Raw genomic sequence first — 18678 nt, 5'->3', positions numbered from 1 at the left:
TTAGAAATTATTTTCTAATCCAAGAACAATGGTTATATTTGCTATCATGGCGAAACTTCCGTCATTTATTTTGACATTATTCCTGATCGCAAAAAATCATTACCATGGCGAACATACTCTGGCTCCAGGGCGGGGCTTGTAGTGGCAATACCATGTCGTTTCTCAATGCCGAGGAACCCACAGTGGTGGAGCTCATCACTGATTTTGGCATCAATATCCTCTGGCACCCCTCCATCGGGCTCGAAATCGGAGATCAAGTTCATGATCTGCTGAATGACATCCTTGCCGGAAAGGTTCAACTGGACATCTTCGTGTTCGAGGGTACCATCATCCAGGGACCTAATGGAACCGGAACAATGAACTACTTTTCGGAACGCCCTATGCAAGATTGGGTAAAAGAATTGTCCAAAGTAGCAGGATACGTTGTAGCGATTGGGGATTGTGCCACTTATGGCGGAATTCCGGCAGTTGCACCTAACCCAAGTGAATCCACCGGGATGCAATTTTTAAAAACCCACAAAGGGGGGTTCCTGGGGCCAGATTACGTCTCCAAAGGTGGCCTTCCCGTCATCAACATCCCTGGTTGCCCTGCTCACCCTGACTGGGTAACTCAAATTCTGGTAGCCATCTCAACTGGTCGCATCGGCGATATTTTGATCGATGAATACCATCGTCCCAAGACTTTCTTTACCGATTTTGTACAAACGGGTTGTCCCAATGCCATCAGTTTTTCTCAAAAAGTAGATGGTGGATTTGGCAAACGCGGCGGTTGCCTGTTCTACGAGGTAGGTTGCCGTGGCCCAATGACCCGCGCAAGTTGCAACCGGATCCTGTGGAACCGCACCTCCAGCAAAACCCGCGCCAATCACCCTTGTCTGGGATGTACTGAACCAGGTTTCCCGCACCACGACCTGAAAAAAGGGAGTGTATTCAAGACATTGAAGTACCTCGGCTTTTTGCCTCAGGATGTTCCTGCGGGCACCTCCAAACTGGCGTATTACACCCGCGCAGGTTTCGAAAAAGTAATGGGTAGCGTAGAAAAAGTAACCGGCACCAACAAAGTCCATTTTGACACCTCTAAATAATCCATCGTCATGTCAGTAATGAAAGAATTAAACATATCGCCTGTAGGCCGTGTGGAAGGCGATCTTGATGTTAAAGTGTACATGCAGGATGGAGTGGTGACTCGTGCCCATACCCAGGCTGCGATGTTTCGGGGTTTTGAACAAATCATGGCGGGAAAAGACCCCCAGTCGGGTTTGATTGTCACCCCACGTATTTGTGGCATTTGTGGGGGCTCCCATTTGTATTGTGCTTCATCGGCACTGGATACGGCATGGAAGACTCATTTGCCGCCTAATGCGCTCTTGCTGCGTGCTATTGGGCAAGCTACCGAAACCATTCAGAGTATTCCGCGCTGGTTTTATGCCATTTTTGCGACGGATATGGCCAATAAGAAGTTTGCCAACAAACCTCTGTATGAAGAAGTAGTACGGCGTTTTGCTGCTTACGTAGGTACTTCATTCCAAAAAGGGGTTACTGCCAGTGGGCGGCCAGTAGAAGTATACGCCATTTTTGGAGGCCAGTGGCCACACTCCTCTTACATGGTTCCTGGGGGCGTAATGTGTGCCCCTACCCTCAAAGACATCACTAGGGCCCACGCCATAATGAATCATTTTCGGGTCGATTGGTTGGAAACGGTTTGGCTGGGTTGTTCCATCGAGCGCTACATGCAAATCAAATCCTGGGATGACCTGATGAATTGGTTGCACGAAAACGAATCCCACCACAACAGTGATTTGGGCCTATTTTTACGCGCTGGCATTGAATTTGGATTGGACAAATTCGGTCAGGGTGTAGGCAAGTTCATGGCTTATGGCACCTATCTGCACAAGGATATGTACAACAATCCTACTGTAGAAGGCCGCCAAGATGCCGTAATCAGCCCCGGTGGTTTTTATGATGGTGCCAATTTTTTCAACCTGGATCACCGCGAAATCACCGAGCACGTCAAACACTCTTGGTACAAAGACGTAGCAGCAGCTCACCCCTGGAATGAGCCACTACCAACGCCTTTACCTTCTCAGAATTTGGATCAAACCGACTTCAACAACAAGTATTCCTGGGCAAAAGCACCCCGCTATACCGGGCATGCAGCTGAGGTAGGCCCACTGGCCAGGGTGATTATGAACGCCAATCCAGGCAATAAATCTCACCAAATTCAGGATCCTTTATTCCTGGACATTATGAATCGGATGGGGCCAAGTGTGTTCACCCGAGCACTGGCACGGGTACACGAAGCACCAAGACTCTATACCTTCATCAACGATTGGTTGAGCCAAATCAACCTCGATGGCGAGTTCTACGTCAAACCTCAAGAGCGCGATGGACGCGGCTGGGGCGCAACCGAAGCCGCTCGTGGCGCATTGGCCCATTGGATTGAGATCGAAAATGGGCTGATCAAAAACTATCAGGTCATTGCACCGACCACCTGGAACGTAGGTCCTAATGACGAGTCAGGTAATTCTGGCCCAATTGAAGCGGCATTGGAAGGTACCGAAATCGAGGATCCACACGATCCGGTAGAAGTAGGGATGGTGGCTCGTTCTTTCGACTCCTGCCTGGTGTGCACAGTACATGCCCACGATGCCAAAACAGGGGAAAAACTGGCAAAATTTAAGTTATAATTGATTTGAAATCAATCTCTCAAACCCGCAATTTTTATGAAAAAGTTGCGGGTCTTTTTTATTTTTAGAAAATGGAAAAAACGGCAATTCTAGGCTTTGGCAATCCGGTGCGCAGCGACGATGGCATTGGCTGTTTTGTAATAAATGCGCTGCAAAAACATTGGGGTAATCCTCCAGATTTGAGCATTTTGGACATGGGCACCTCCGCATTTGAAGTGCTTTTCCAATTGCAAGGCCACTCTCGGATCATTCTTGTGGATGCTGTGATCAATACGGGCGAACCCGATGGCACCCTCTACCGTTTACCTGCCGAAGCAATTGAATCTTCCATTCAGGACGATCCTATGGTATTTTTACACAGCCTGAAATGGGATCAAGCCTTGTCTTACGCCAAAAAAATCCTGGGGGCAAATTTTCCCAGCGACATCAGTGTTTATTTGATTGCAGTGAGCAATACCCGTTTGGAGGTCGACCTCAGCGAGGCAGTGAAAGCTGCAGGGCTTAAAGTGGTGGACTTGATCAATCAGGAATTAGCCCCTGAGCCGGTAGAAAACAACTCCCCTGTATTTGAGCAGTCCCAAAGTACACCCAATTAAAACAAACATGAGCCACGTAAAACTCAGAACGCAACACCTGTTGATCGAAGCCGCACTGGCGGCGGAAGTATTTGGCGCATCCGCACAGGTTCATACCGTTTTTTATGCTCAGCAAAAGTCATTGTTACTGGCACCCATGGAGGATGAACTTTTTCCCAAAATCCATAAAACAGCCTTACAAATGCTCAAATCCAGAAATTTGCAGGGCGACAAAAGTATTTCCCTGCAAGAACTGATCATTGATCATGATTTGGACGATAGTGATCGTGATCTGGAATTCTCCCACCAGCCGGGCATTCAAATGCTGCAAGTAAAGTTTTAGTATGATTTCTATTTACACCATACCAGAATTGCTCGAAACGATCAAGAGCATCATCACCACCGAAGATCGCTTGCACGAACTCGTGGAGGTAAAAGATCTCCTACTTGAAAGACCCGAACTGAGTGGCTTCAACCTGATTGTTCGCAAGGATCACATTGCACAAGTGATCGATTGGCAAAATGTGCTTCCACCTTATTTACTGCCAGAGGAAATCGCTTTTAACTCGAATAATTTACTGGCATTGGTGTACGCCAAATTGGGCAACTATGAGCGGGCTTATCAATTGTTGAGCAGCAATGGCTTGTTGAGCAATGAAATTGACATCATCAACCGCTTGCAAAACGGCATCCCTACCTCCGCCGAAGTCCTGAACTCAGATCTCAGCCCCTTTGAAGAATATCGCTTTTGTCACAACGCAGCCATCCTGCACCACTACGCCGCTACCGAGGCCAGCTTCGACCCCGATAAAGCCCGTTATTTTTACCGCGAAGCGCTGAACAGTGCTCCCAATGGAGAATTTTACGCCTTTACGGCCAAACAATACGTCGCTTTTTTGCAGGACATGGAAGAGCCTGAAGTGGCCGAACATTTGCTGGATGATGCCATCAAGGAAGCACTATCCGACGATGCCAGAATGGAACTCAGAGCGAGCTTGTGCCAGGTGTGGATGAAAAAACTGGTGGCCCCTTACGATCCATCCTTGCTGGAAAACCTCAAAAACACCCTCTGGGAAAGCCTGCAATACTACCAAAAACAAGGCCGCAGGGTAGAAGAAGCCTTGCTTTTGATCGATGCCTCCTATGTGGCCAATCTTTCCAAAAGTTTTTCAGAATCACTGGGCTACATCAATAAGGCGCTGGATATTTTGGGTCAGGAAGAGCTACCAGAATTACAGGCCAATGCACATTTCCGCCGCGCAGGCTTGTTGTACGCCTGGGCCCAAAAAGGCAATCCGCAATTTTACCGAGGCGCTCTGGAGAGTTACCAGGAAGCCCTAAAAATATTTACACGCGAAGACAGCCCGGAAACTTTTGCCGAAATTCACCACCATCTGGGAGTCATTTATTCCGAAATCCCGGATGAAGTGCGCAAAAAAAGCATTTGGGCGGCGGTGTCTTCTTCCTCCTTCAATGAAGCCTTGAATTTTTACACCAAAGACCAATACCCCTATGAATATGCCATGATTTGCAACAATTTTGGCAACGCCATCTCCAAATACCCCGAAGCCATTCATTCGGACAACCTGGAAAAGGCCGCTTTTTATTACAACGAAGCGCTGAGTATCCGCAGTGCAGAACGTTTCCCGCTGGAGCGCACCCTGACCTTGCTCAATTTTCTGGAAGCGTATTGGTACATGAGTTTGGGAGAAAATGGCTCCAATATCGTGCGTTACAAACAGATGTTGGCTTTTGCCAAAGAAGCGCTTACCCTTACTGATGACCCAACCCTGATTGCTGAAGCTAAAAACCACTTGCTCAAATTGCAGGAACTGGGTCAAGCCCTGGCCCAAGAAAAATAAGCCATGCACGAGATCTCACTGGTCCGCAACATTTTCCGCACCCTGGAAGCACAACTTCCCGCTGAGGAATTGGTGCAAGTCCAAAAAATCAAACTACGGGTTGGACTTCTGGCCAACGTGGAGCCTATATTGATGCAAAATGCTTTTGAAGCGGTGACTGCTACCGAACAGCCAAACTTCAAGTCAGCAATTTTGGAGATAGAATTGGTACCCATTCGGATTTTGTGTCCTTCTTGTGGGCAGGAATCAGGGGTGGAGAATTATCGCTTTCGTTGTGGCTTTTGTGATACGCCGAGTAATGAGATTGTGAGTGGCACGGAGTTGTTGATTAGCGGGGTGGAGTTGAGGGAGAATTAGTTTTTACCTATCTTTAGAAATTGAGTTTGTATTTTTTTACGCGCAAAACGATCTCTCACCCATTCCTCTTCTCAATATAATTTCGAATCCGCGCCGCACTCTCATAATCCTCCTTTTCAATCACTTTTGCCAGCAAATCCTCCAACTCCTCCAGGCTGTATTCCGCCAGCGAGCCCTTGCGTTGGTGTGGCAAAAAAACTTCGGTCAAAAAGCCAGCCTCTTCCACTACATTATCGTAGGTATAAATGGGCACATTGCAACGGACCGCCAGAGCAATGGCGTCCGAACTTCTGGCATCCAGCACAATTTCTTCTCCAGTGGAAGACTTCATGATGAGCTGGGCATAAAAAATGCCATCGATTAAACTATGGATCAAGACTTCCTGCATCTTCGCCCCCAGCGCAGTCAGCATCGACACAAAAAGATCGTGGGTCAAGGGTCGAGCCGGTTGCATTTGTTCCATGACAATGGCTATCGATTGCGCTTCTGCCGCACCGATGATCACGGGAATCCGGCGGCGGGTTTCCAGATCTTCCAGGATGAGGGCAAAATTTCCCGGGTGGGAATCACTCGTTGATAGGGCAGCTACACCCAGTTCGCGCTTCGTTGTCATGTATTGTTTTTCAACCCATTTTTATAAACTGGCACAATTCTTCTACACTGGCAAAAGGAGCAACCACCAGGCCTTCCGAGCGCAGCTTATAAATGCCGTTGGCCTCTATTTCAACACTGTAATCATTTTCCAGTTCGAGAAACTTTCCATTGTCGGTAAGAACGACAATGCTCTGTTCCTGAAAAGCTTGCAACAATTGTTCTTTGGAGTTGCTAGTTTCATTCATGGCTTCAATTTGACATCAGGTTTTCCCAAATGACTTTACCGCCCACAATCATACACAACAAGGAAGACAAGAGCGTAAAACGCCAGCGCCAGGGCCCCGCATCCGCAAGTTTTTGGGAAAAAGGCAGACTGAACACCCCTGAAGCCAGCAGCATCCCGGCAATGGAACCAAGCCCAAACACCAGCAGGTAGAGTACCGCAGGCAACGCTTCTTTGATTTCGGTCATGACCAGTAAAACCAAGGCCCCACTTCCGGCCAGGCCATGCACCAGGCCAACGCCATAAGCCAAACGGTGGTCATGCGCTTGCAGGTGGTGGTGCTGGTCGGCGTGCCACTTCTCGTGTTCCCAGGTTTTGCGGATGCGCTGGACGCCCAGCACCACCAGCATCACCCCAACCCCGGCCTCGAAGAAATGAAAGGTTTGTTCGGAGATGCCTAGTTTTGCCAAAATCATCAAAACGCCGATGATCAGGATGGTTGAAGTATGCCCAAGTCCCCAATAAATCCCATCTTTGAGGGCCTCCCAGATCGTTTTGCGCCGGGTTACGATATTACTCACCGCCAACAAGTGGTCGATTTCAAAGGCGTGTCCGAAACCAACTGCAGCTGCAAAAAACAAAGGGAGTGCATTGATCATACGGGTAGGTTTTAGCGTTGAGCAATTGAAGAATCGAGGAATTGAGCCAAAATAATCCGATGGTTCCCGGTATCTGCAATGGCCATTTGGTCCTCATTGACACTGATAGAAAAAGGCCAATACAGGGATTTTTCCGTCCCAAACAGAGTATCCATGTTTTCACTGCCCATGTTGAAATGGGGTTTACCAATCAGGCTTTGCGCTTTGGCATTGTTTTCCGGCGGCAAAGCTCCAAAACAGAGCACCCGGCTGTTGCCCGTATCGGCCACCAGGATTCCTTTCTGATAAAAAACCGCGTCGTAGCACCAACTCAGGGTATTGGCCTGTGGAAACAATCCGTATTGGTTCATGCCGTTGCTGTCCAGATCAGCTTGCCCAATGATCAACTCGGCTTTCTGGGACAGTGAATTTTGCCAATGTCGCCAAATCAACACCCGGTAATACTGCGTATCGGTGATCGCCATTTCGCCATTGGGGCCAATTTTGACGGCGTAGGGCCAGATGGCGTCCTGGTTTTCATAATCACGTTCGTCAAAGCTAGCTTTACCTATCACTGCGTCGGCAGCGGTATAATTTTCTTGTGGGATTTTTTCAAAAAACAAAACCCTGCGGTTGCCCGTATCAGCAATCCAAAGGCGTTTGCCATCGCTGAAAACACCGTAAGGCCAGTAAAGAGATTGGGCATTGGGAACAGTACCAATACCGTTTACATTAGGTTGATTGTGGAAAAAATCGGGCTGCCCCAACACCACGTCGGCAGCTTGACCGTCCTGTTGTGGCCAAGTGTTCCAAATAAGCACGCGGTGGTTCCAGGCGTCGGCCACAATCAGCCGCTCGCCATCCGACCAAAGGCCGGAAGGATATTGTAAAGTGGATGCTGACACACCAACTCCTGCGTTGCGTCCGGTCGCATCCATTTCAATCTGACCCAAAATCAGATCTGGCTCTGCCTGCTCGGCTAGGTGGCTTGCATTGCGCCAGATGAAAACCCGGTTTTGGCCTGTGTCGGCCACCAGAAGCGTATCTTTAATCAAGCACACGCCCCGTGGTGCCAGCAATGGATTGTCGGGTGCACCTTTGAACATGCGCTCATGTTGTACCACAGCAGGTACACTCGGCACATTTGTGGGCAGTCCGGTACCAGCCTTGAGGGTGATGTTCAGTGCGCCGTACTCCATGTCAACAAATTCGGGGCAATTGCTCGCCCAAAGGCATGTTTACGACCCTTTTTCCCCCAATCGAACTGTGCAGGATGACTTGTTTCGGATGCGCTTCAACCACCTCGCCGATGATGGCCGCCTGCGCACCATTTTCATCGGCTCGCAACATTTCCAGGGCAGCATCTGCCACTTCTGGTGCCACAAAGGCCATAAAAATACCTTCATTGGCCACATACAGGGGATCGAGCCCCAGTAATTCGCAGGCACCATAAACGTCTTCGGCGACGGGTAGTTGTTTTTGCCAAATTTCTACGCCCAGGCGGGTGTCGCGGGCCATTTCGTTGAGCACAGTGGCCACACCACCACGGGTGGGGTCGTGCAACAAGTGAATTTTTTCACCAAACTGGTCCAATAAACGAACTACGGTATGGTTGAGGTTTACAGTATCACTTTGGATTTCGCTGTCAAATTGCAGGCCTTGCCGCAAACTCAGGATGGCGATGCCATGCGCGGCGATGTTTCCGCTGATAAGGATGCGGTCGCCTACCTGTACCCGAGATTTGCTGATTTGGGCCTGGGGGTGTAGGGTGCCAATGCCAGAAGTATTGATGAAAATTTTATCACCTTTGCCGCGTTCAACTACTTTGGTATCTCCGGTGACAATTTGTACGCCTGCGCGCTCGGCGGCAAATTTGATGCTGACCAGGATTTTCCAAAAGTCTTGCATCATCAGCCCTTCTTCAATGATAAAAGCCAGGGACAAATAACGCGGAATGGCCCCACACATGGCCAAATCGTTGACCGTACCATTCACTGCCAACTCACCAATGTTGCCTCCTGGAAAAAAAATGGGAGAAACGACGTAGCTGTCCGTTGAAAAGGCCAGCGGTCCTTGCAAAGTGAAGATAGCGCCATCGTGGTGCTGATCCAGGTATTCATTTTTCAACAGGTCAAACACTCCTGTCTCCAGCAGTTTGTTGGTGAGCAGCCCTCCGCTGCCATGCCCCAGGGTAATCACCTCAAAGTCGAGCTGAGGCATAGGGCATTGCAATTCCATTTTCAGTTTTTCCATCGCGTTGTTATGCAGATACTTCTTCCATGGCCTGTGAAAAATGGTAATAGGCGGCACAGGCACCCTCGCTGGATACCATTGGAGCGCCTAGTGGCATCTGTGGTGTACAGCCGCGACCAAATTGAGGGCATTCCTGCGGTTTTTTGATGCCTTTTAGCACCAGGCCTGCAATACATTCGTCACTCTCTGCCACCTTTTCGATGTTGACATTAAACTTGATGTTGGCATCATAAGCGACATATTCCGGGCGTACTTCGTAGCCGCTCATAGGAATTACGCCGATACCGCGCCATTCCCGGTCTGCAATGGTAAAGACCTGCTGGATGACTTTTTGGGCTTCAGGGTTTCCTTCGGGCCTGACCACCCGGCTGTATTGATTTTCCAGTTGGTGTTCTCCTTTTTCCAATTGGCGGACGGTCATCAGGATGCCTTGCGCCAAATCCACGGGTTCGAAGCCCGTCACGACTATCGGAATTTCATATCGATCCACCAAGGGGTAATACTCGTCAATGCCCATGATGGTGCATACGTGGCCGGCAGCGAGGAATCCTTGGATACTGGAATCGGGGTCGTTCATCACCGCTTCGATGGCCGGTGGGACCAACACATGAGAAGCCAGAATCGAATAGTTGGGCACCCCGGCCCGTTGGGCATGGATAACCGAAAGGGCGTTGGCAGGAGCAGTGGTTTCAAAACCTACCGCAAAAAATACTACCTCTCGATCCGGGTTTTCTTGAGCGATTTTGACAGCTTCCAAAGGGGAATACAAAATCCGGACATCCGCCCCACGGGCTTTGGATTCCAGCAGACTGCGTTTGGAGCCGGGCACCCGAATCATGTCGCCGTAAGAACAAAGGATTACGCCTTTTTCTTCAGCGAGGTAAACCGCCTTATCAATCAAATTGAGGGGCGTTACACATACCGGGCAGCCAGGGCCGTGGATCATGCGCACTTCGGGGGGGAGCATGTTGAGGATGCCATTTTTGACCAAGCTGTGGGTCTGTCCACCGCATACTTCCATGATGGCCCATGGCCGAGTGACGGTTTGCCGAATCTCTTCGAGATACTGGGCTACCATATCGGCATCGCGGTATTCACTGACGTATTTCATGGCTGTGGTTATAAGTGTGATCCTGGGACAAGTTCATCCAGTTCGCCAATTTCCTCGAGGTAGGCAAAGGTCTTTTGGGCTTCCTCTTCATCAACAAGGCTGATGGCTACACCCACGTGAACCAGGACGTAATCACCTTCCTTAGCATGAGGCAACATTTCCAAACTAGCTTCTTTTGAAATGCCTCCAAACTGCACCTTGGCCATGCGGACCAAGCCGCCGTATTGCATTTCAATGGATTTGATCTTTCCAGGTATTGCTAAACACATGCTGATTGGTTTTTGACTAGGCTAAAACGGTTGTTTTTGTTGACATTGCCTTCTTTGCAGCTACCCGATCCATTACCCAGGCGCACCATGCATCCAGGCCTTCGCCGCTGGTGCTGGAGATGGTCAGGGTTTCGAGATTGGGGTTGACGTCCTGCGCATCCTTGATGGCTGCTTCGACCGAGAATGGCAAATAGGGTAATAAATCAGCCTTGGACAACAACATCAACTCACTGGTGAGAAACATGCGGGGGTACTTTTTAGGCTTGTCGTCGCCCTCGGTAGTTGCCAACAAGGTCACCCGATAATCTTCGCCCAAATCAAAGGAAGCAGGACATACCAAGTTACCTACATTTTCAATAAAAAGCAAATCAAGTCCATCCAAATCAATGGATTGCATGGCCTGCCAAATCATTTGGGCTTCCAGGTGACAAATGCCTCCAGTTACGATTTGTAGGGCTTCGATTCCGGTTTGACGGATGCGGTCAGCGTCCCGCTCTGTATCCAAATCACCTACCAAGACTGCCATTTTCAGCTTACCGCTCAGGCGTTTGGCGGTCTCCTGCATCAGAGAGGTTTTGCCACTTCCGGCGGAGGAGGTGATGTTGATCAAAAGGATATTGCGCTCGGCGACCGATTTGCGGATGGCATCTGCTACAAAATCATTGGCTTGGAGCAGGTGCATAGTGGTATTGTCACAGGCGACGGTTCCACGTGCATTTTTATTGGACTTCGGGACTCTCAAATGTTCCATGATCTGATGTATTTTGAATGGAACCGCTTACCCGTATACAAAATCAGGCAGGATTCTTGCGAAAGCTACTATTAAAAATCGAGATTAGAAAAAATTTTCTAAAAATAAAACCGGGTTTACTAAAATTTTAGATAGAAAAGGGGAGAACTGGGGCTGTCGTAGGTGGACTTCTATTTTTTCTCATCCGGCTTGGGGTACGGCCGCCAGGTGTAACTTTTTTGTACGATTTTCCAGGAGCCCTGGTATTTCATCAGCAAAAAATAGTCGGTGAAAATCCGCCAATTGGGCACGACGATTTCCGCTTTGGCGGTGGCAGCATCTTTTTCGTAATCGATCGAAATGATGCGTCCAATGCGGTTGGCTTTTTCTCCTGGTTTAAAACCTTTGATATAAACTTCCCCGGAACGGGTCATGAGGGTGTCCGCAGTTACGGTGTATAGATTGAAACTGGGATGGAAGGCTTTGCGCAGGCGTTCGGGCTCGCCATTGGCGGTGCCTTCAATATAGTCCATGAGTGTGGCAGTGATTTGTTCAAATTCAGACTTGCTGTTTTCGGCTTGGGCTTGAGCGCTTAAGCCGCTACAAATCATCAGGCAGATGGCCAGGATTGGGAGTGATTTCATCGTCGTGGTGTTTTGAATGGTGAAACTGTACTGCAAAATACAGCACTGGTATCGAAGTGCACTTACAAAGGGTGGAAAGTAGTTAATTTGGGTAGGGAAAGGTGGGTTATTGCAATTTGGCCCGCGAGGTCATTCGTATTCATATTCTCCATTATTAAAAATATTTAGTACAAATTCAGGGGCTAAATTTTTGGCACCCAGGCCTAATAATATTTCCCATGTAGTTGCACTGAAGTTTTCTAAGTTTAACTCCACTTTTTTATCAGGAGGATGGAATTCTATTTGAAAAAAATATCGAAACCTTAGAGGCCCTGAAGCTTTCACTATCAATCGATCCATTGAGCCAATGTTACTCCCATATTTATACAACTCTTCAATGATTAATGCTGGCAGTTTTTCCTTGTTTTTTTCAAAATTAAAAATGGCTAAGTCTTCTATCTCTTTAAATTCTTCATCTTGTTGTTTGTATTTATCATCTCTTGCCTCATAAATATAATTGCCAACTTGGTTTCCTAATGTTATTTGATGTTTAACTTTTTCAGATAAATAGTCCCTGGGTATGTTTCTTTGAGGAAATGCTCTGCACCTTCTATTTCTTTCGTAATGAATACATCGAATACACTGAGGAGGCCTTCTACTCGTAATGTGCATCAGAAGTTGAATTTTCCCGGAATCCACTATTTTAGCTTTTGTTTTTTGATAAAAGTATACCACTTACACAAGTCCCCATCCAAAATGATTGGGAAAATCTAAAATTTTGAAATCCTGAATTTTCATTACGCCCTTACTTTAGTCTCAATAATGATCTCATTTTCCATCCAACGTGAAGCGTAAAGCACGGCCTCCTGTACACCTTCATAAGGCAGGTGGGGAAACTCTTCAACAATTTCTTTGATGCTAGCTCCCGAGGCAAGCCATTCCAGGATCAACTGCACGCTGATGCGGCTACCTTTGATGATGGGTTTGCCACTCAAAATTTCAGGATCAGAAACAATATATTGGAACTCCATGTGGCTATTTTTTCCAAAGCTAAGCTCTTTTTAAGATTTATGCAAATGAGGAAAAACCACCACCTGCCCCAGCGCCACCCCCTCATCATTCGGCGAAACCTCCTGATGAAAGTACAGCTGAAAATCCTGCAATTGATTCAACGCCAAATCCACCAATAGGCTATTCTGCCACACCCCTCCCGAAAAGGCAATGCGTTGCACCTGCTCCACAGCCGCCATTGTTTTTATCAGCTCAATCAGCGAAACGTGGAATTTGAAGGCGATGAGATTGCTGGGCAGTCCAGCTTCTACATCCGCTTTGATTTGTAAAAGCAATTGTTGAGGAGCGGGGTGAGTATCAAAAATATAGCAATCAGGCATAGGATTTCCGTCTTGCCAATACGTCCAGGCCAATTCTTCCAGTCGCAGCGCTGCTTCCCCTTCATAGGTTTGTACATCCATAATGCCCAACAGAGCTGCCACCGCGTCAAAAATGCGTCCCGTGCTGGAAGTCTGTACTACATGCTTTTTCTGCCACAACACCTGATAATTGGCCCATTCCGCCGCGCTGAATTTAGGTTCCAGAAACGGATCCGGCCCCAAAATGGCAAAAGCCGCCAGCCGGGGCTCCCGGGCCATTTTGTCCCCCATAAAATAAGGGAAGTATTGGAAGTGGCTCTTGCGCTGAAACTGCTTTTGCTGGTACACAAAAAACTCACCACCCCAAATCTGGCCATCTTCACCCAAGCCTACTCCATCCCAAATGACCCCGAGCACAGGTTCCATTTGATCCAGTAAATCATGCTCTGCCAAAACAGCTCCAAAATGCGCCAAATGGTGCTGAATCGGTACGACAGGTAACCCTCGTGCTTCTGCCATATCTCGCCCCAATTGACTGGAGGCATAAGCTGGATGTAAATCCACCAAAATACAAGTGGGCTCCACTTGCAAGGTGTTCAGCAAGTGTTGCAAGGTGAGTTGGTAATTTTGCTGCGTATCAAAGTCTTCCAAATCTCCCAGGTATTGTGAGAGGTATAGGTTGTTTTGATGGGTAAAAGCAAAGGTACTTTTGAGTAGTGCCCCCATCGCCAGGAGGCCATTTTGAGGTTGAAAATGGGGCAAAAGTAAAGTGGGTGCCAAACCCCGGGAACGCCGGATCACTATTTTTTGCTGTTGTCTTGGCGAAAAAGCCAATACACTATCGTCCTGCGGCACCACAATCTCGCGGTTGTGCAAAAGTATCCCATCTGCAATTCCACTTAATCTTTCTAGGGCCTGCTCATTCGTATACGCAATAGGGGCATGACTGAGGTTACCACTGGTAGCTACCAAAGGTCGACCCAATGCAGCACTGATCAGCTCCAACAAGGGGGCATAAGGCAACATCACCCCCAGGCGGCGCAATCCAGGTGCAAGGGCAGCAACTTGAGCCCTGCTTTTCGGCTGCGGTTGCAGGGGCAAAAGAACAATCGGAGCCACTGAACTTTGTAGCGCTGCTGCTGCTTGTGGCGATACAATCACATCCGATGCCAGGCATTCCAGGTCGGGATACAACAAGGCAAAAGGTTTGCTGGGGCGTTGTTTGCGCTGCCGCAACAGGTTGATGGTAGTAGAATTAGTAGCATCGGCCAACAACAAAAAACCGCTGATGCCTTTCACTGCTACTATTTTTCCGGCGTTCAATGCGGCAATAGCAGCTTGTAAGGCTACCTCATTGTTTTCTGATGTGTCGTTTTTGGCCTCAACATATTGTAGTAGGATGCCGCAGGTGGGGCAAGAATTGGTTTGGGCATAGTAGCGCCGGTTCAGCGGATCATCGTACTCAGTCTGGCAAGTGGGGCACATCTGAAAATCCCGCATCGTAGTCAGTGGCCGATCATAAGGCAAACCCGTGATGATGGAATAACGTGGCCCGCAATTGGTGCAGGTAATGAAGGCGTAATTGTGGCGAAAGTTTGAGGCTTGGTGCAGCTCACTTTTGCAATCGGCACACAAACCAAAATCGGGAGTCAGCAACAATTGAGGGGTGTTGAGGCTTTCGCTGGCAATGATTCTAAAATCGGGAAAAGTTTGAGCGACTAAAATTTGCTGCCGAACGGCGGTGATGCGGGCGAGGGCTGGCGCTTCGGCTGCAACCCTTTGAGCAAAGTGCTGAATGGCATCTACTGCCCCACTTACCTCAATGTGTACTCCATCCACCCCGTTGTTGACCCAACCTTTGAGCCCCATTTCCAGTGCCAGGCGGTAAACAAAGGGACGGAAACCTACACCTTGTACTTGTCCCTGGATGTGCAGGTGCAGCGCTTGCTTGTGCATTAGGTATCAATCAATTCTTCAAACTTTTCTCAAATTGTACAGTCATACTATCCTCTATTCTACAATAAACCATCGTTTTGTATTCAGGCTCGGTTAATTTTTGGACAAAAAAACACTGTTCCACAATTCTGGCCAGCAGATCAGTATCGTTCCCAAAAGCAATATCTCGATACCCTCCAACGGCTCTAAAGGTTGAGGTTTTTCCAAAAAAACTACCATTTACACTACAGTCATTCAGGTTTATTTTGAGATTTGGATTGTTTATATCTACAACATATTCATCTCCAATTACAACAATTCCTCCATGTAAAAAATCCACCTCAGGGTGCGCTTTCAAATACTGAAGCCTGCTTTCGATGTGATCGGGCAGGTAATAATCATCCGAGTCCAAGATACACACATATTCTCCAGCCGCCATCGCCAGTCCCACATTCAGGCTTAGCGATTGTCCTCGATTACTATGTCTACTACAGCGGATGCGGTCCTCGGAAAGCATGTATTCATGGATTGCATGCAAACTTTGATCGCTGCTCCCATCATCAATAATGAGGTGCTCCCAATTTTTAAACGTTTGGTTCTTAACCGATTCAATGCATTTCGGCAACAGTTTTTCGCGGTTATAGGTGGCGGTTAAAACACTCACCTCTGGAAGCAGAGATGGATAAAGTTGAAGGTTTTTCATAAATTATTCGCTGTGCTGGGTTTCAGCAATGATGCGTAAACCTTCTAGGGTCAACATCGGATCAATGTGTTGAAAGTCAGTTCGCAAAGGAGTAAGGATCGAAGACAAGCCTCCGGTGGCTACCGCAATGTACTGCTCTCCTACTTCGTTGCGGATTTCAGCCAACATGTGCCGTACCAGGCCAACATAGCCAATTAAGATACCGCTTTGAATGGCGTGTTCGGTATTTTTCCCGATTGGCGTTTGAGGGAGGGTAAGGGGTACTTCGGGCAATTGGGCCGTTTTTTGAAACAACGAAGCAATGGCCGTCTTTAGGCCCGGAGCAATGGCCACTCCTAAAATATGGCCTTCCCCCGTAACGGTGGTAAAAGTGAGCGCGGTTCCAAAATCCACGATAATGCAGTCCTGTTGGTACAAATGATGCGCCGCTACTGCATTGGCCAATAAATCGGTGCCAATTTCATTCGGACGATCAATTTGTAATTTCAACTTCGGGTAAATCGGTGGAGCAACTTTGAGGGCTGGCTGACCAAAGAGGTGTTCGGCGATGTGTAAAAAAGATTGGGTCAATTGGGGCACTACACTACTCACTACCACTCTTGGTCGGGGGCCCAGAAGGACACCGGCTTCCATCAACAAATCGGCCAATCTTTTTTCATAAAACAACGCGGCATCTGCCTCCGTAATGGTGGGGATGCGCCAGACCTGCGACCAGGAATGGCCATCGTGTAATGCGACCACTACGTTGCTGTTGCCAATATCAATTGCAAGAACCATATTAAACGTCTGCTAGGTTTTTCACAAAGCCTTGATATCCTGCCTGCGCCAAACGACTTTGCATGATGCTGGCCTCGTTGATGTTGGCGTAGGCACCTACCACTACTTTGTAGAGTTGGCGGCCATTTTGATTGGAAACGACTACAAATACGGGTTGACCAAATTGTTGTTTCAATTTGGCGACAAGCGACAGTACGTTGTCGTAATTGCTGTACACTCCGATTTGCACGCCCCAACCAGAGCTGGGCTTTTGGTTAACATTGACCTCAAACACACTGGAGCCAGAGCCAGAACTCACCACCGGCTGGGGTTGTGGTTGCGGATTGGGCCGTGGTTGTGGGGTAGGTTGAGGGTTGTTAGGCATTGGGGTTGGAGTCGATGTGCCTCTGCGACGCAGGGCTTCAGCGACTGCACGTTCTGCATTGACCATTCCGTAGCCGTATTTGCGCGAATGGCCATTGATGTATTCAGCAGGGTTGCCAATTTTATCAGCGGTCTGGATTAAAATTTGCTTTACCTCGCGAGCGGTCAAATCAGGGTTAGCAGTCAGCATCAGGGCGCAAACACCTGCCACCAAAGGAGTAGCCGAAGAAGTACCTCCAAAATGTTTGTACTGATTGCCTCTGCTGAAACCATCGATCCAGTATCTTCTTTCGCCCTGTTCGCGTTGATCGCCCTGATCCCACCAGGCTCGGGCCGCAATGATGGGCCAGTCGCCGTTGGAGGGCGCACAAATGGTCACTTCCATCCCGGTATTGGAGTAGGGCGCATGAATGCCCTGGCTGGTACAAGCCCCTACGGCAATCACATCCGGGTGTTGCGCGTAAAAATTGACGTAGTTCAAACTATCGTTACCAACAGCATATAAGATTACACAACCTCGGCCATTCCGGCCCCGACGGGCAGCATTCGCAATGATCTGTTGTTTTTCAGCATTCAACTGGTAATTGGGATCAGTAGAGCCCCAACTGCAACTGATGATGTCAGCACCATTGTTGACACAATAGTTGAAAATCGACTCGGTGGTACGTACACTAAAAGAAGTGCCGCTGACCGGAATAAAGCGGGCATTGGGCGCGGAACCCACCATACCAACACCGTTTGAAGCGGCCAAAGCTACACTGGCACAAGGGGTGCCGTGGGTATAACGGGCATCGCCCTGGAGTACTTGTGGGCTATTGTTCCAAAAATCAAAGGGTTTGATCACCTTGTTTTTCAGGTCTGGGTGGGTCAGGTCAAAACCATTGTCCACTATGGCAATATTGATGTTAGGCGAGCCAAGACTGCCCAAGGCACGCCAGGCGGCCACCACTTTGGCGTCGATTCCCCGGCGCAACTGAACATTGGCATCGGGTACAAAGCCATTGTTTTGCAGATGCCACATGCTACCCATCAGGTTGTCGGTGGGTAAAAAATACTGATCGAGGACGGTATCAATATCCGGCTCAGCGTTTTTTACCAGACAGCTTTTTTGCAATAATCCTGCTGTTTTGATGGGGTTAGGCGAATTGGCAGTTACCCGAGCAACCAGCACATTGGGACCACGACGCTCTACCAGTTCCAGATTGTATTCATCCAGTGCTACCATCTGCTCTTCATCGCTGACTCCCTCGTGGTAAGTGATGAAAATTTCACCGGTAGCAATCAAAGGCCGGTCGCTGTTTTCGGGATAATAGACGTGGGTTCCTACCTCTACCTCTTCTCTTTCACGTACCTCATCCAGTTTATCATTGATGTTGGTATCTTCAATGCTCAATTCAACCACCTTAAAGCCGCCCAGGCTTTGGTGCAATTCTTTATTGATGTAGTCTGGTTCTAAAAGTCCACGGGATTGGGTCATTTTTAACCCAACCAAAGCTTTACTTTTACGCAGTTTAATTTCGCCTTTATCGCTGTGAATGCTGATTTGGTCCATGCCAGATACGTTCTGGGAACGGAAATGAAACAAAGCAAACCAGTTTACTTTGTTTC

Annotated in this window: 21 protein-coding genes; 6 read left to right on the top strand and 15 right to left on the bottom strand. The window is 48.3% G+C overall.

What is annotated here, in order from left to right; all coding sequences use genetic code 11:
- The first annotated feature begins 104 nt into the window (after positions 1-104).
- From ACO08K_RS19750 to ACO08K_RS19725, 6 genes are all read left to right on the top strand, one after another.
- A complete protein-coding gene (locus ACO08K_RS19750; protein WP_320031602.1) occupies positions 105-1085 on the top strand; it encodes a hydrogenase in 981 nt (326 codons plus the stop codon).
- A gap of 9 nt (positions 1086-1094) precedes the next feature.
- The gene (locus tag ACO08K_RS19745) at positions 1095-2687 is read left to right on the top strand and encodes a nickel-dependent hydrogenase large subunit (protein ID WP_421798141.1); all 1593 of its coding nucleotides are present in this window, start codon (positions 1095-1097) and stop codon (positions 2685-2687) included.
- 71 nt (positions 2688-2758) lie between these two features.
- Positions 2759-3283 carry a hydrogenase maturation protease gene (locus tag ACO08K_RS19740; RefSeq protein WP_421798140.1) on the top strand — a complete coding sequence of 175 codons (525 nt, stop codon included), beginning with the start codon at positions 2759-2761 and terminating at the stop codon, positions 3281-3283.
- A gap of 7 nt (positions 3284-3290) precedes the next feature.
- On the top strand, positions 3291-3605 hold the full coding sequence (locus ACO08K_RS19735) for a hypothetical protein (protein ID WP_421798139.1): 315 nt from the start codon (positions 3291-3293) through the stop codon (positions 3603-3605).
- 1 nt (position 3606) lies between these two features.
- Positions 3607-5124, top strand: coding sequence for a hypothetical protein (locus ACO08K_RS19730; RefSeq protein WP_421798138.1), 1518 nt, complete (start codon positions 3607-3609; stop codon positions 5122-5124).
- 3 nt (positions 5125-5127) lie between these two features.
- On the top strand, positions 5128-5481 hold the full coding sequence (locus ACO08K_RS19725) for a hydrogenase maturation nickel metallochaperone HypA (RefSeq protein WP_421798137.1): 354 nt from the start codon (positions 5128-5130) through the stop codon (positions 5479-5481).
- A 55-nt stretch (positions 5482-5536) separates the two neighbouring features.
- Here ACO08K_RS19725 and ACO08K_RS19720 read toward each other — a convergent pair whose 3' ends face one another.
- The 15 genes from ACO08K_RS19720 to ACO08K_RS19650 all read right to left on the bottom strand — a co-directional run bounded on the left by ACO08K_RS19720 (position 5537) and on the right by ACO08K_RS19650 (position 18622).
- Positions 5537-6094 (bottom strand): bifunctional nuclease domain-containing protein, encoded by a 558-nt coding sequence (locus ACO08K_RS19720; RefSeq protein WP_421798136.1) that lies wholly within the window; start codon positions 6092-6094, stop codon positions 5537-5539.
- Positions 6095-6104: 10 nt separating this feature from the next.
- Entirely contained in the window at positions 6105-6320 is a 216-nt protein-coding gene (locus tag ACO08K_RS19715) for a hypothetical protein (protein WP_421798135.1), read from the bottom strand.
- Positions 6321-6324: 4 nt separating this feature from the next.
- Positions 6325-6957, bottom strand: coding sequence for an urease accessory protein (locus ACO08K_RS19710; RefSeq protein WP_421798134.1), 633 nt, complete (start codon positions 6955-6957; stop codon positions 6325-6327).
- Positions 6958-6968: 11 nt separating this feature from the next.
- Complete coding sequence (locus ACO08K_RS19705) at positions 6969-8135, bottom strand: hypothetical protein (protein ID WP_421798133.1); 1167 nt, start codon at positions 8133-8135, stop codon at positions 6969-6971.
- A 1-nt stretch (position 8136) separates the two neighbouring features.
- On the bottom strand, positions 8137-9174 hold the full coding sequence (gene hypE / locus ACO08K_RS19700) for a hydrogenase expression/formation protein HypE (RefSeq protein WP_421798324.1): 1038 nt from the start codon (positions 9172-9174) through the stop codon (positions 8137-8139).
- A gap of 22 nt (positions 9175-9196) precedes the next feature.
- Positions 9197-10300 carry a hydrogenase formation protein HypD gene (hypD, locus tag ACO08K_RS19695; RefSeq protein ID WP_421798132.1) on the bottom strand — a complete coding sequence of 368 codons (1104 nt, stop codon included), beginning with the start codon at positions 10298-10300 and terminating at the stop codon, positions 9197-9199.
- A gap of 8 nt (positions 10301-10308) precedes the next feature.
- The gene (locus ACO08K_RS19690) at positions 10309-10569 is read right to left on the bottom strand and encodes a HypC/HybG/HupF family hydrogenase formation chaperone (protein WP_320031972.1); all 261 of its coding nucleotides are present in this window, start codon (positions 10567-10569) and stop codon (positions 10309-10311) included.
- Between the two features lie 16 nt (positions 10570-10585).
- A complete protein-coding gene (hypB, locus tag ACO08K_RS19685) occupies positions 10586-11320 on the bottom strand; it encodes a hydrogenase nickel incorporation protein HypB (protein WP_421798131.1) in 735 nt (244 codons plus the stop codon).
- A gap of 170 nt (positions 11321-11490) precedes the next feature.
- Positions 11491-11943 carry a nuclear transport factor 2 family protein gene (locus ACO08K_RS19680; protein ID WP_421798130.1) on the bottom strand — a complete coding sequence of 151 codons (453 nt, stop codon included), beginning with the start codon at positions 11941-11943 and terminating at the stop codon, positions 11491-11493.
- A gap of 129 nt (positions 11944-12072) precedes the next feature.
- Positions 12073-12594, bottom strand: coding sequence for a hypothetical protein (locus ACO08K_RS19675; protein WP_421798129.1), 522 nt, complete (start codon positions 12592-12594; stop codon positions 12073-12075).
- Between the two features lie 125 nt (positions 12595-12719).
- Positions 12720-12953 carry a DUF433 domain-containing protein gene (locus ACO08K_RS19670; RefSeq protein WP_421798128.1) on the bottom strand — a complete coding sequence of 78 codons (234 nt, stop codon included), beginning with the start codon at positions 12951-12953 and terminating at the stop codon, positions 12720-12722.
- A gap of 30 nt (positions 12954-12983) precedes the next feature.
- The gene (gene hypF, locus ACO08K_RS19665) at positions 12984-15248 is read right to left on the bottom strand and encodes a carbamoyltransferase HypF (RefSeq protein ID WP_421798127.1); all 2265 of its coding nucleotides are present in this window, start codon (positions 15246-15248) and stop codon (positions 12984-12986) included.
- Between the two features lie 10 nt (positions 15249-15258).
- A complete protein-coding gene (locus tag ACO08K_RS19660) occupies positions 15259-15930 on the bottom strand; it encodes a glycosyltransferase family 2 protein (protein WP_421798126.1) in 672 nt (223 codons plus the stop codon).
- Positions 15931-15933: 3 nt separating this feature from the next.
- A complete protein-coding gene (locus tag ACO08K_RS19655) occupies positions 15934-16707 on the bottom strand; it encodes a type III pantothenate kinase (protein WP_421798125.1) in 774 nt (257 codons plus the stop codon).
- A gap of 1 nt (position 16708) precedes the next feature.
- Entirely contained in the window at positions 16709-18622 is a 1914-nt protein-coding gene (locus ACO08K_RS19650) for a S8 family serine peptidase (RefSeq protein ID WP_421798124.1), read from the bottom strand.
- Positions 18623-18678: the final 56 nt, after the last annotated feature.

It is taken from the genome of Haliscomenobacter sp. (assembly GCF_965225875.1).
Lineage (GTDB): Bacteria > Bacteroidota > Bacteroidia > Chitinophagales > Saprospiraceae > Haliscomenobacter.
This window is presented reverse-complemented; position numbering and strand designations above follow the sequence as displayed.

Bases quoted from the DNA above. Each gene is read 5' to 3' on its own strand.
- hypD (WP_421798132.1), bottom strand. From the start codon at position 10,300: ATGAAATACGTCAGTGAATACCGCGATGCCGATATGGTAGCCCAGTAT.
- ACO08K_RS19740 (WP_421798140.1), top strand. From the start codon at position 2,759: ATGGAAAAAACGGCAATTCTAGGCTTTGGCAATCCGGTGCGCAGCGAC.
- ACO08K_RS19735 (WP_421798139.1), top strand. From the start codon at position 3,291: ATGAGCCACGTAAAACTCAGAACGCAACACCTGTTGATCGAAGCCGCA.
- ACO08K_RS19720 (WP_421798136.1), bottom strand. From the start codon at position 6,094: ATGACAACGAAGCGCGAACTGGGTGTAGCTGCCCTATCAACGAGTGAT.
- ACO08K_RS19660 (WP_421798126.1), bottom strand. From the start codon at position 15,930: ATGAAAAACCTTCAACTTTATCCATCTCTGCTTCCAGAGGTGAGTGTT.
- ACO08K_RS19680 (WP_421798130.1), bottom strand. From the start codon at position 11,943: ATGAAATCACTCCCAATCCTGGCCATCTGCCTGATGATTTGTAGCGGC.
- ACO08K_RS19690 (WP_320031972.1), bottom strand. From the start codon at position 10,569: ATGTGTTTAGCAATACCTGGAAAGATCAAATCCATTGAAATGCAATAC.
- ACO08K_RS19710 (WP_421798134.1), bottom strand. From the start codon at position 6,957: ATGATCAATGCACTCCCTTTGTTTTTTGCAGCTGCAGTTGGTTTCGGA.
- ACO08K_RS19725 (WP_421798137.1), top strand. From the start codon at position 5,128: ATGCACGAGATCTCACTGGTCCGCAACATTTTCCGCACCCTGGAAGCA.
- ACO08K_RS19745 (WP_421798141.1), top strand. From the start codon at position 1,095: ATGTCAGTAATGAAAGAATTAAACATATCGCCTGTAGGCCGTGTGGAA.
- hypB (WP_421798131.1), bottom strand. From the start codon at position 11,320: ATGGAACATTTGAGAGTCCCGAAGTCCAATAAAAATGCACGTGGAACC.
- ACO08K_RS19705 (WP_421798133.1), bottom strand. From the start codon at position 8,135: ATGGAGTACGGCGCACTGAACATCACCCTCAAGGCTGGTACCGGACTG.
- ACO08K_RS19675 (WP_421798129.1), bottom strand. From the start codon at position 12,594: ATGCACATTACGAGTAGAAGGCCTCCTCAGTGTATTCGATGTATTCAT.
- hypE (WP_421798324.1), bottom strand. From the start codon at position 9,174: ATGGAATTGCAATGCCCTATGCCTCAGCTCGACTTTGAGGTGATTACC.
- ACO08K_RS19655 (WP_421798125.1), bottom strand. From the start codon at position 16,707: ATGGTTCTTGCAATTGATATTGGCAACAGCAACGTAGTGGTCGCATTA.
- ACO08K_RS19650 (WP_421798124.1), bottom strand. From the start codon at position 18,622: ATGGACCAAATCAGCATTCACAGCGATAAAGGCGAAATTAAACTGCGT.
- hypF (WP_421798127.1), bottom strand. From the start codon at position 15,248: ATGCACAAGCAAGCGCTGCACCTGCACATCCAGGGACAAGTACAAGGT.
- ACO08K_RS19750 (WP_320031602.1), top strand. From the start codon at position 105: ATGGCGAACATACTCTGGCTCCAGGGCGGGGCTTGTAGTGGCAATACC.
- ACO08K_RS19730 (WP_421798138.1), top strand. From the start codon at position 3,607: ATGATTTCTATTTACACCATACCAGAATTGCTCGAAACGATCAAGAGC.
- ACO08K_RS19670 (WP_421798128.1), bottom strand. From the start codon at position 12,953: ATGGAGTTCCAATATATTGTTTCTGATCCTGAAATTTTGAGTGGCAAA.
- ACO08K_RS19715 (WP_421798135.1), bottom strand. From the start codon at position 6,320: ATGAATGAAACTAGCAACTCCAAAGAACAATTGTTGCAAGCTTTTCAG.